The sequence below is a fragment of the Belliella kenyensis genome, assembly GCF_022549675.1.
GTDB classification, from domain to species: Bacteria; Bacteroidota; Bacteroidia; order Cytophagales; family Cyclobacteriaceae; genus Belliella; species Belliella kenyensis.
In genome coordinates, this window is record NZ_JAKZGR010000004.1 from 137,996 (window position 1) to 150,010 (window position 12,015).

9 protein-coding genes are annotated in these 12,015 nt (G+C 39.0%); 5 read left to right on the top strand and 4 right to left on the bottom strand.

The annotated features are described in order from the left end of the window. Positions 1–19 precede the first annotated feature (19 nt). Positions 20–2,056 carry an excinuclease ABC subunit UvrB gene (gene uvrB / locus MM214_RS05560; protein ID WP_241292959.1) on the bottom strand — a complete coding sequence of 679 codons (2,037 nt, stop codon included), beginning with the start codon at positions 2,054–2,056 and terminating at the stop codon, positions 20–22. A 53-nt stretch (positions 2,057–2,109) separates the two neighbouring features. Continuing rightward, entirely contained in the window at positions 2,110–3,312 is a 1,203-nt protein-coding gene (locus MM214_RS05565) for an Lnb N-terminal periplasmic domain-containing protein (RefSeq protein ID WP_241292961.1), read from the bottom strand. 35 nt (positions 3,313–3,347) lie between these two features. Between MM214_RS05565 and MM214_RS05570 the strand changes: the two genes are divergently transcribed. Continuing rightward, positions 3,348–5,672 (top strand): T9SS type A sorting domain-containing protein, encoded by a 2,325-nt coding sequence (locus MM214_RS05570; RefSeq protein WP_241292963.1) that lies wholly within the window; start codon positions 3,348–3,350, stop codon positions 5,670–5,672. Between the two features lie 48 nt (positions 5,673–5,720). On the opposite strand, the gene MM214_RS05575 is transcribed toward MM214_RS05570, so the two are convergent. Both MM214_RS05575 and MM214_RS05580 read right to left on the bottom strand, forming a co-directional pair. Continuing rightward, positions 5,721–6,707 carry a D-alanine--D-alanine ligase gene (locus tag MM214_RS05575; RefSeq protein WP_241292965.1) on the bottom strand — a complete coding sequence of 329 codons (987 nt, stop codon included), beginning with the start codon at positions 6,705–6,707 and terminating at the stop codon, positions 5,721–5,723. Positions 6,708–6,887: 180 nt separating this feature from the next. After that, the gene (locus tag MM214_RS05580; protein WP_241292967.1) at positions 6,888–7,772 is read right to left on the bottom strand and encodes an AraC family transcriptional regulator; all 885 of its coding nucleotides are present in this window, start codon (positions 7,770–7,772) and stop codon (positions 6,888–6,890) included. A 241-nt stretch (positions 7,773–8,013) separates the two neighbouring features. Here MM214_RS05580 and MM214_RS05585 point away from each other — a divergent pair, with 241 nt between their 5' ends. From MM214_RS05585 to vapC, 4 genes are all read left to right on the top strand, one after another. Continuing rightward, positions 8,014–8,904, top strand: coding sequence for a dihydrodipicolinate synthase family protein (locus MM214_RS05585; RefSeq protein ID WP_241292969.1), 891 nt, complete (start codon positions 8,014–8,016; stop codon positions 8,902–8,904). A 382-nt stretch (positions 8,905–9,286) separates the two neighbouring features. Then, on the top strand, positions 9,287–10,735 hold the full coding sequence (locus MM214_RS05590; protein ID WP_241292971.1) for an aldehyde dehydrogenase (NADP(+)): 1,449 nt from the start codon (positions 9,287–9,289) through the stop codon (positions 10,733–10,735). A gap of 690 nt (positions 10,736–11,425) precedes the next feature. Beyond that, complete coding sequence (locus MM214_RS05595; protein WP_241292972.1) at positions 11,426–11,620, top strand: type II toxin-antitoxin system VapB family antitoxin; 195 nt, start codon at positions 11,426–11,428, stop codon at positions 11,618–11,620. Then, entirely contained in the window at positions 11,617–12,006 is a 390-nt protein-coding gene (gene vapC / locus MM214_RS05600; RefSeq protein ID WP_241292974.1) for a type II toxin-antitoxin system VapC family toxin, read from the top strand. Before MM214_RS05595 ends, vapC begins: the two co-directional genes overlap by 4 nt. Positions 12,007–12,015: the final 9 nt, after the last annotated feature.

Sequence of the window (12,015 nt, forward strand, 5' to 3'; positions counted from 1 at the left end):
TTTACAAAATGAGAAATGCTTACACACCTCTTTCCAAATCTGCAAGCCTATTTTTCATACCTTGCCATTCGTCTCTCAAGCGAGCTGCTTCCATGAAATTCAATTCCTTGGCTGCTTTTTCCATTTGCTTTTGAGTTGCCGCAATTAGTTTTTCTAATTTGTCCTTACTCAAATACTGCACGATCGGATCAGCTGCTACCAATGGTTGAGCATCTTGACTTTCTGCATATACTTTTGCATTTCTCTTACTATCAGCCACCTTGGTTTGGCCCATGATTTTCTCTCTGGATTTGATGACAGTCTTAGGAGTGATACCATGCTTTTCGTTGTATTCCATTTGGAGTGCCCTCCTTCTTTTGGTCTCGTCTATAGCCAAGCGCATAGAGTCGGTGACTTTATCCGCATACATGATAACCTTTCCTTCAGAGTTCCGAGCAGCTCTACCTATAGTCTGTACTAGGCTACGCTCATTTCTGAGAAAACCTTCTTTGTCAGCATCCAAAATGGCCACTAAAGAAACCTCTGGCAAATCCAATCCCTCTCTAAGTAAATTGACACCAACCAACACATCAAAAACCCCCAACCTCAGCTCCCTAAGAATCTCTACACGATCCAAGGGCTTCACTTCCGAATGTATGTACCTACTCCTTACCCCTGCACGCTCGAGGTATTTTTGAAGCTCTTCAGCCATCCTCTTTGTCAATGTTGTCACCAGTACCCTTGCATCAGTTTTGATCGTTTGGTCTATCTCTTCCAAAAGATCATCAATTTGATTTGCACTAGGACGCACTTCTATGACAGGATCTAGCAATCCAGTAGGACGGATAATTTGCTCTACCACCACACCTTCTGCCCTTGCCAACTCGTAATCGGCTGGCGTTGCACTTACATAGATCACTTGATTGGTCAGGTCCTCAAACTCTTCAAATTTCAAAGGCCTATTGTCAAGGGCAGAAGGTAAGCGAAATCCATATTCTACCAAGTTAACTTTTCTAGACCTATCTCCCCCCCACATGGCCCTTACTTGAGGGACAGTGACGTGACTTTCGTCAATCACCAAAAGATAATCATCAGGAAAATAATCAAGCAAGCAGAATGGTCGTGTGCCTGGCAATCTCCTATCAAAATACCGTGAATAATTCTCCACTCCAGAGCAGTAACCCAGCTCTCTAATCATTTCCAAGTCAAACTCCGTCCGCTCTCTCAACCGCTTGGCCTCAATCAACTTCATGTCTTTTTCAAAAAATGAAACCTGAGCCATCATATCGTCTTGAATCTCATGTATCGCTGTATCTATCACATCCCTACCCGTGACAAACAAGTTGGCGGGGAATATTGATATTATCTTTTCGTCGGATATTTTGGTGCCAGAAGCGGGATCTACTCGCTGAATAGCTTCAATCTCATCCCCCCAGAAGAATATCCTATATGCAAAATCCGCATAAGCCACAAAGACGTCGACTGTATCACCCTTGACCCTAAAAGTCCCATGAGTCAAATCAACATTGGTCCTCGAGTACAAGATGTCAACAAGTTTGAAAAGTAATTGATTTCTTGGTATGCGATCTCCTTCTTGGAGTCTGATGACATTTTTCCCAAACTCCTCTGGATTCCCTATACCATAGATACAGGAGACCGAGGCTACTACGATCACATCCCTTCTTCCAGAAAGTAAAGCTGAAGTAGCACTGAGTCTGAGTTTTTCTATTTCTTCATTTATGGAAAGGTCTTTTTCGATGTAAGTACCGCTGGTCGGAATAAATGCCTCTGGTTGATAATAATCATAATAGGAGATAAAATACTCCACAGCATTTTCAGGAAAAAACTGCTTAAACTCCCCATAAAGCTGAGCTGCAAGGGTCTTATTGTGACTTAAAACCAAAGTGGGCTTCTGCACTTGCTGAATCACATTGGCTACTGTGAAAGTCTTACCAGAACCAGTTACCCCAAGCAAAACTTGTGAAACGTCGCCTTGATTGAGCCCGTGTACCAGCTGTTTGATTGCAGCTGGTTGATCACCTGTTGGTTTATACTCTGATTGTAAGTTAAAGTCCATTTTTTATTCCAATTATCCCTACACAACATGAGATTGGATACAATAGTTTGCCATCAAGAGATTATACTATTGGTTCGCTGTCTCTTGAATACTTCTACGTTATAATACAGAAAATTTGTCCTCAATATCACTACTAGCAAAATAGGAATCAAGCTCGGATGAAATGACTGCCAACCCAAGATCCAAAAAACTACAGCTGCATCTGCCATGATCAATGCAAACATCAAGTACCTTTTTAGCCAAGGAAGGACCTCCTTTTTCAGCAATGCAAATACAAGCACCAAGTGCATTGGAAATGCCCAAAGGATATTCCAGTTCCACTTGGTCTGTGAATGAAATGTCAAAAACCACAAGACAAAAATCAACAAGCCAAGCAAACCAAGTACACCAAATAAGGCAACGTCAAAACCAACATAAAGCCGCCTTCTTTTGTAACCCAAAAAAGTAACTACCATGAAAATGATAGCCACTAGCCACATAACTATAAAGGGATTGAACAATGAAGCAGAAGACTCTTCCTGAGGGAATTGAAGCACTGGCTGAGATGCTTGTGCCAAAGCTCGGGTAGGGCCATCGCCTTCTATTTGAGCCCTAGCAAAAGCTGCCTCCATGTACACTGGCAAAAACTGTTTTTCTCGCTCTGAAGCTTTTGCATCGATGACAGATCCCAAGGCTAGATCTATCCCCAAATCATACCATGGTAGTGGATGAATGCATTCATCTATCAAGTCTCTAAAGGTCTGTTCTTGAGGTTCTTTGGGATCATTCCACACCAATTGCTTACCTAGGACTTCCTCAAACAAATCTCTCACACGAGTAGCACAGTTATCATAGAAAAAATCATATCTATACAATCTGTTTTCAGGCAAAGCATTTATTTTCAAAAACTTAACCACATCTTCTTTTTGCTTATCATTTAGATTTAAGACTTGCTCTCTTACCCCTCGCTGAAAATATTGGTATTCATACAAAAACCTGTCATAAGTAGTCACACTCAGCATATAATCTAAGGTACGTTGGGTGAATTTCACCACGAAAAAAGGTGCGTCAAAGTCAAAGGTCCCATAATTGTAGACCAAGTCTTCACCAGTCTCCTGATCTAGCACCCGAATAGCACTATGTCCAAATACAGAATATATTTGATCTCCTGGGTCACAAGTGAGCAAACTTATCTGGACATTTTGAGCAAACCCAAATACGATATTAGATAAGGAAATGATAAAAATCATCAAGATTTTCTTCAACATTAAATTCATTTTATTACATTTATTGAGGTCAAAATAATTTTTGAATGTTGGTTTTTTTTGAAAAGCATACTTATGCAGCTTGGTACTTTTGTAAGATACGAATGTACAGGATTATCTTGTTAATTCTTTGCAGTGTGATCACTCATGTTTCTGTTTTTGGGCAAATTGCTTTACAAGCGGGAGATTTTAGGACTATTGCCTCAGGAGATTTTGACAATCCAGCCATTTGGGAAACTTGGAATGGGACAGCATGGGCAGCAGCTGTTCAGAAACCAGAAGTAGGAAACAACATCTTTATCGACTTCCAAAATGAAGTTAGAATCACTGGAAACGAATCTGTGAATAGTGTTTTTCTAAACGCAGAAGGTTCTACAGGTCGTAAGCTTAATTTGCAGACTCACGATCTGAATGTATTTGGTTCATTGAATTTAATGGCTAGATCTGGGACAGACTATAGCCTTATATCAAGCTCCACAGGCATCACGGTTGCTGATTGGATATATCCGCTACTTGGAAGAATAGTATTTAGAGGTACTAGCAGAACTGTAGTGACCAGTGCTTCATGGAGTGCGCAAAATACACGGAGTAATTTTACCGTAGTATTCGATCCCGACCCCGACCAAACGCTCACTGTAAATGCACCTTTTAAGGCAGGAAGGTTCATTATAGCATCAGGAAGTGTCATCCAAGGTAACTCTCCAACCTGTTCTATTTTCTCATTCAACTCTGATCCTGTTTTTTTACCAGGATTACCATTTGGTGAATTCATCATTGAATCAGGTGCATCATTGATCTCAAATTGCTCAGGACCTACCAATCCAATCATTAGAAGATCTGGATCTCTGCCTGCTTCACTTTTTCAAATTCAAGATGGTGCCAATCTTACCCTTGGTGGCAATATTCCGTATTTAGAATCAAGTTCCCTAAATTTGGAAGGTACTGTGCAATATATAAGCAATACTGGGACACAACAGATGATGCAGTCCTCCATGGCAGGTACTGAAAATCCCACAAACTATCACAACCTTTCATTTGCCAACGGTGCTACAAAAGTACTGAGGCCCGCACTATCTGTCTCTGGGAATCTTAGTCGTGTCTCAGGTTCAATACCTCAAGAGCCAACAGGTGGAACAAGCCTAACGTTCACAGGAAACGCTAACCAACAAGTGAATGGCTGGCCACTAGACCTCACTAATATCACTGTCAATAAACCCTCAGGTACTATTCGCTTAGATAATGACCTTCGGGTCAAAAATAATCTTACTATGACCTCTGGGAGAATAGACTTTGGCGATAATAACCTTTTTATCAATACTGCTGGCACAGGTAATTATTCTTTCACAAACGGAAGTTGGCTGAATCTGGCAAATCTGCACTACAATCAAATCCCCAGTACGCTATCGGTAGGGAATGCTACCTTCCCCTTTGAAGATAGGTATCAGGGAGGAATCAGAGCAGTACAGCTCCTTGGTAACTCTCCTGGAGGTGACATGCACATCCGCTACACAGAAATACCAGGCTCAAACTGGGATCCAGATTTCAATGACAATGATGGTACTCCTATCATGTACGAGCTTAATTCATATTTCCAAATCTTCACCACCAGTAGCAGCTCCTCGGCGCTTACAATGCGCATCTCTGCGGACAACTTGATAGTAGATGATGTGGATGATTTGAGAATCACCGCAAGTGGTCAAGCAGCAGAGGGAACACACCTGCCCGGAGAAGCACCACTGTGGGCACGTCGGAACCTAGTGTTTGGAGATTTAGACCAGAACATATTCACAATAGGAAGTTATAGGGTTTTATCCATACTCCCTTTGAAATGGGTTGACATAAATGGATCTCAAGAGGGAAGCACGGTCACCATTAGTTGGCAAGTCGCTCAAGAAAATCATAATAGATTATTTGAAGTAGAAGAATCGAAAGATAATGTCTTGAATTTTGAAAAAGTAGGTCAAATACCAAGCCTTGGTGATTTTGATAGTTTACGCACTTATCAATTTTCATTCACCACGAAATACAGCAGTTTGACTAGATATTATAGGATAAAGCAAGTTGACGAAAATGGAGATTATTCTTACAGTAGTGTCATTAAACTAAGTGGCCATAGGATAAAACATGAAAGGCCGATGGTGTATCCAAATCCACTGACGAAGCAAAGCACTTTGCAAATACAGCTCCCCTCGCACTTTGATCAAAGTCTGACAAAGATAATGCTGATCGATCCCCTTGGAGAAGTGATACTGGAAAGTTCAAGCACTTCTTTCCAAAACCTTCTGAGTCAAAAAACTTTAAAAACAGGTCTATACCTCATCCAAATTCAACATGGTTATGAGATAGTTGTTGAGAAGTTATGGGTGAGGTGAGGTTTTCAACATCATCATTTTACAAATTTAATGTTGAAAACCATACTCTCAATTAAACATCTCTTCAATCAAATCTGTATAGAAATCTTGAATGGGCATTCCTATTGCTTTCACCTGTTGGCTAATCAGACTCGTTTCTGTTTGTCCAGGTACCGTATTGATTTCGATAAAATAAAACTTCCCTGTCTCATACTCTAAAAAGTAATCGATTCTTACAGCCCCATTGCAGTTCAATTTTTGATAAACTTGGGCTATGATCCTATTTACTCTAGAAACCTCCTCTTCAGACATTCTACCAGGGGTAATTTCTTCAGTGACACCAGCTGCATATTTTGCTTCAAAATCAAAAAACTCTTTACTGCTAACAATCTCAGTTGCTGGCAGCACGGTAGTTCTCCCCTTTGCATGGTATACCCCAATAGAAAACTCTCTACCAGATACAAACTCCTCGACAAGTACTTGAGAGTCCTCTGCAAAGGCACTGGCTAAAGCAGCTTGTAGCTCATTAGGTTCTTTTACTTTGGACATACCAATACTACTCCCCCCATTGTTGGGTTTTACAAAAAGTGGAAGCCTAAGCTCTTTAAGAATTTGATCCACAGTTTCCTCATCTTGCCGAAAAAGCTGTATAGATCTCGCCACAAAAAGGTCTGGAATATCTTGTACAATTGCTTTGGTGTACCCTTTATTCATGGTGATGGCAGAAGTCAAAGCATTGCATGTAGTATATGGAATCTTGAGCATATCAAAGTAACCTGCTAACTTTCCGTCTTCGCCAGGAGACCCATGAAGAATATTAAACACCCCATCAAAAGTGATTTTCTCCTCACCCAGATTTACGGAGAAATCATTTAAATCGATTGGGAATTTTTCACCATCTGGGGATTTATAGTGCCAGTCACCAGGATAAATAAATATCTTAAAAATATCATATCGATTATGATCCAAATGTTGTTCAACCACATTTGCGCTTTTCAACGAAATTACAGATTCACCAGTAAATCCGCCTGTTACTAAAGCTATTTTCCTTTTCATTGCTAGAAATATATAATTTATTACCCTAAAACTTCCATTTGATTCAAAACTAATGTAAATTAATTAAAAGTTTGAAATTACTTAAAAATTCATTTTTCCTGCGCTCTACATTTCAATTGTAACTTCAAATAGCTATCCATAATAATCGAAAAAATTCCTACAAAATTTGGTCACATAAAATCAATCAACCAAATTACTCAAACGTCTCAACCTATACTCCTTCGGAGATTCTCCTTGTATTCTTTTAAAAACCCTATTGAAATAGGATAAATTTTGAAAACCACTTTGGTAGGCTATTTGGGCTATGGAAAGATCTGACTCCATTAGTAATTGACTGGCTTGGTGAACTCGAACTTGTGACAAAAAAGCCGTAAAAGTCTTTCCTGTGCGATCTTTGAAAAATCTACAAAAGGCTTCCTTACTCAAATGCGCCATATCTGCCACTTCACTTAGCTCAATCCCCGTGTGACTTTTGGTCAATATATAGTTCATGACCTTCCCCATTCTCTTTCCTTCTGTTTCTGTATAATCTCTTTCCGAAATGTATTGATTCAAATTCGTCAAATTTGGAGAGTCCTTAAGTAACTTTAAGATCTTCAATGCCCTCAATAACTTTTCAAGTCCTTTGACTCCTTTAAAGTGAAGCATCTCTTCACCCAATATTTCCTTGGTTTCATTTAACACCTTATAACTCCCCTTCACTTGCGACACCCATTTACCAAGTTCAGACAACTCATCCAACTCCAACAGGCTAGGTCCAAACACCTCAAAATCAAAAAACAAAGTATAACTTATGGACAATTTCTCATTAGACTCTTCAAAATAAGCTGCATCAGACCTAAACACATGTGGCATATTCGAAGCAAATAAAAACATATCCCCTGGACCAAAACGTCCAAGATAGTCTCCTACCATCAATTGTCCCTTACCTTCCACTACCAAGGTGAGCTGCCACTGTGGATGCTGATGAAGCTTTTCATAAAAGTGTTTTCTTGAATCTATCTGAAACCTTACAAACTCCTTGTTCGATTTTGGAATTTGAAATGAGATGATCTTTCTGGCCATTGCGCAATATTTGATATAATATTAATCAATGAGATTGAGAAACCATTCTAAATTGTCAATATAGTATCACAAAGTACTAAATATGTGCAAGCCTTTCTATGAAATTGTTTCTAGTTTTGACAAAGTGAATTATTCAATTCCCATATTATAGACTCAAGTCATCATACCGACGCCTTAGGGAATGAATCCGAATAAAAATACTTTGTAAATTACTTTAATAATTCAACCTTAATTTCACTATATGAATTGGCAAGGAGTTTTTCCAGCAGTCACCACAAAGTTCCATCAAGATGGCACTTTGGACATGAACATGTTTTTCAAAAATATAGATGCCCAACTAGAAGCAGGGGTTCATGGAATCATTTTAGGAGGCACCTTGGGAGAATCCTCTGTACTTTCATTAGATGAAAAAATAAGCTTAACTTCTCAAACTGTAGAATATGTAGCAGGAAAAGTTCCTGTAATCCTCAACATTGCGGAAGGAGCTACACACGATGCAGTATATTGGGCAAAAAAAGCGAAAGAATTAGGTGCATCAGGACTTATGATACTTCCCCCCATGCGCTATGCAGCAGATCATAGGGAAGTAGTCACCTATTTCAAAGCAGTAGCTCTAAGTACAGATCTGCCTATCATGATCTATAACAATCCCGTTGATTACAAAACTTTGGTAACTATACCCATGTTTGAGGAACTCGCCGAATGTGATAATATCCAAGCCATCAAGGAATCTACCAGAGACATTTCAAATGTCACTCGTATGCGCAATAAGTTTGGTGATCGCTACAAGATCCTTTGTGGTGTTGACACCTTAGCGATGGAAGAGCTAGTCATGGGAGCAGATGGCTGGGTAGCTGGTCTAGTTTGTGCATTTCCAAAAGAAACTGTGACTATCTACAACCTGATCAAAGCTGGTAAGTATGAAGAGGCTTTATTAATTTATCGCTGGTTTTTACCTCTCCTAGAACTAGACATTCATCCCAAACTCGTACAGTACATCAAGCTAGCAGAACAATTGACTGGTATAGGGACAGAATGGGTAAGGGCTCCAAGATTGACCCTAATCGGCGAAGAACGCATCAGAATCGAAAACATTATCAAACAAGGATTGGAAAACCGACCTATGGGATGAGGATGGAAATTATATGAGAGAGCGTAAAGAACAAGTAGAGGGGCAAGAGTCCAGCAAGAAGTAACAAAAAACGGAATAGGGTACTTACATCTAAAATTCCCCTTTAGCAATGCGAAGAATAAAGATGACGGAGATGTAGTAAAAACCTCGCAGCAACCTATCCAGAATGTTAGAAATCTGATTGTCTTTATACGATTTAAACATATCTAATGCGAGTTTTCAAAACGGGAAAAAGTTGTCGCAAGATCTTAGTGTCTTTGAGTCTTTGTGAGAAAAAAGAAAAAGAACCTAAGAAAGCAATATGATTTAATTTATAGAAAGTGCATATAGAAATTCTTGAATAATCATCAACAATTTCAAAATCACCATACTCCAATAAAAAATGATAAACTACGACGATATATTCAATACCGCACAAGATGCATTTTTACATTTCAAGAAAACTTCTGGGAAAATCAAAGCCAATTTCTTGCGACAAATAGCTTCCAATATCGAAGCTGAAAAAGACAAGCTAATACCTTTGGCATCCGATGAATCCAACCTTCCAGAAGGAAGAATCACTGGTGAGCTGGGCCGTACAGTTGGACAAATCAAATTATTTGCTCAAATAGTTGAAGAGGGAAGCTGGCTTGAGGCAGTCATAGATCATGCAGATCCAGAAAGAACACCCGCACCAAAACCTGATCTGAGAAGATTTTTGACAGCAATTGGCCCCGTGGTGGTTTTTGGCGCAAGCAATTTTCCGCTGGCCTTTTCCACTGCTGGAGGTGATACTATTTCCGCATTGGCAGCTGGATGTCCTGTGATCTATAAAGGCCATCCTGCACACCCAAAGACATCCCTATTGGTCGGAAGCTTGATCTCCAAAGCTGTACAGGAAAGTGGTCTACCTTCGGGTCTTTTTACACATATAGAAGGAGGAATAGATGTCGGACAAGAGTTGGTGAAGCATCCGATAGCTAAAGCCATAGCCTTTACAGGATCCTTTAAAGGAGGCAAAGCCATATTCGATCTTGCCAATCAAAGAACCGAACCTATTCCAGTCTATGCAGAAATGGGTTCTGTAAACCCAATTATTACATTAGAAAATAAATTAGGATCTGATATTGAAGGTTTGGCAAAATCTTTTGCAAGCTCACTCACCCTAGGAGCAGGACAGTTTTGCACCAACCCTGGCTTGATTATGGTACCTCAAGTGCATGAGAAAACCTTCTCTGATGCAGTCAAAAAAGAAATTCAGGAGATTGCTGCAGCCCCAATGCTACATGAAGGTATTGCAAAGGCCTACTATGAATCGCTTGACAAATTAAAAAGCAAAGAAGAACTGGAATGGCTTCATGTAAGCGCTACCACCGACCTGATCAAAGCCCATCCTGCACTGGCCAAAATCAAGGCAATTGATTGGCTTAGAGATGATTTATTTCAAGAGGAAGTGTTTGGTTCATTTGCAATTATGGTAGTTTATGAAGGTGCTGAAGAACTACTTTCTATTGCCCAAAAACTCCATGGCCAATTGACCATTACGATATGGGGAGAAGATTCAGAGTTAGAACAAAGTGCTGAATTGATTACTATTTTGGAAGAAAAATGTGGCAGGATATTATTCAAAGGCGTCCCTACTGGTGTGGAGGTCGGATTTGCTATGCAGCATGGTGGACCATTCCCCTCCACGTCAGATAGCCGATCTACTTCTGTAGGTGCTTATGCCATCAAGCGATTTGCTAGGCCTATCGCCTTTCAAGACATGCCTGAAAAGTTCCTCCCTGATGCTTTGAAAGAAAGTAATCCTTTGGAAATATGGAGGACTGTGGACGGTGAGTTTAAGAAATAATTGAAATGTACTTAGTGAAATACATTGAAATAGATATTGATGGATATTCGCTGTGCGATATTGGTAGATATTGAAATGTATTCTTGAAATATTGTTGAAATATGCTTCGCTGAAATAGATTGAAATAGATATTTGGCGATATTCATGGATATTCAGTTCTTGATATTTGGGGATATATGCCTTTGGCGAAATGTTGTTGAAATATAGCTTCGCTGAAATAGATTGAAATAGATATTTGGGGATATTCATGGATATTCAGTTCTTGATATTTGGGGATATATGCCTTTGGCGAAATGTTGTTGAAATATAGCTTCGCTGAAATAGATTGAAATAGATATTTGGCGATATTCATGGATATTCAGTTCTTGATATTTGGGGATATAGGCCTTTGGCGAAATGTTGTTGAAATATAGCTTCGCTGAAATAGATTGAAATAGATATTTGGGGATATTCATGGATATTCAGTTCTTGATATTTGGGGATATATGCCTTTGGCGAAATAGCATTGAAACAATGCTCATCCTTTTGGTAAAAAGCTTCGAAAATATATTTCTATTGTATTTCTATCCTATTTCAACTTTATTTCTAATGTATTTCAACCTTATTTCTAATGTATTTCAACCTTATTTCATGCACAATCCAAACCGAAATCTCAATTTATGTGTATATTTAAGAAAAACATACACATAAATGAGAACAAACATAGAGATAGATGCAGATTTGATTTCTGAGGCCATGAAGATCACTGGTCATACAACAAAAAAAGCAACTGTTGAAGAGGGGCTTAAGTTGATCATTCAATTAAACCAACAAAGTAAAATTAGAAAGTTAAGAGGAAAGTTAACTTGGAAAGGTGATTTAGAAAAAATGAGACTTGACCAATGATACTAGTAGATTCGTCTGTTTGGATAGATTTCTTCAATGGAAAAGAAGAGGAACACGTAGAAAAACTATATGATTTTCTTGGGAACAAAGTGCTAGTGACTGGAGATTTGATTTTGGTGGAGGTATTACAGGGCTTTAAAAATGACAAACAGTTCCAAATAGCAAAGGAGGCTTTAGAATCCTTACCCTATTTCTCTTTATGCTCCAAAGAAACAGCTTTACTTTCGGCAGAACATTATAGAATATTGAGAAAAAAAGGTGTCACAATAAGAAAAACCATAGACGTAATAATTGCCACATTCTGCATCAGCAATAATATTAAACTTCTTCATCATGACAAAGATTTTTCTGATATGGAAAAGCATATTGGACTACAGGCTATTTGAACCGATGAA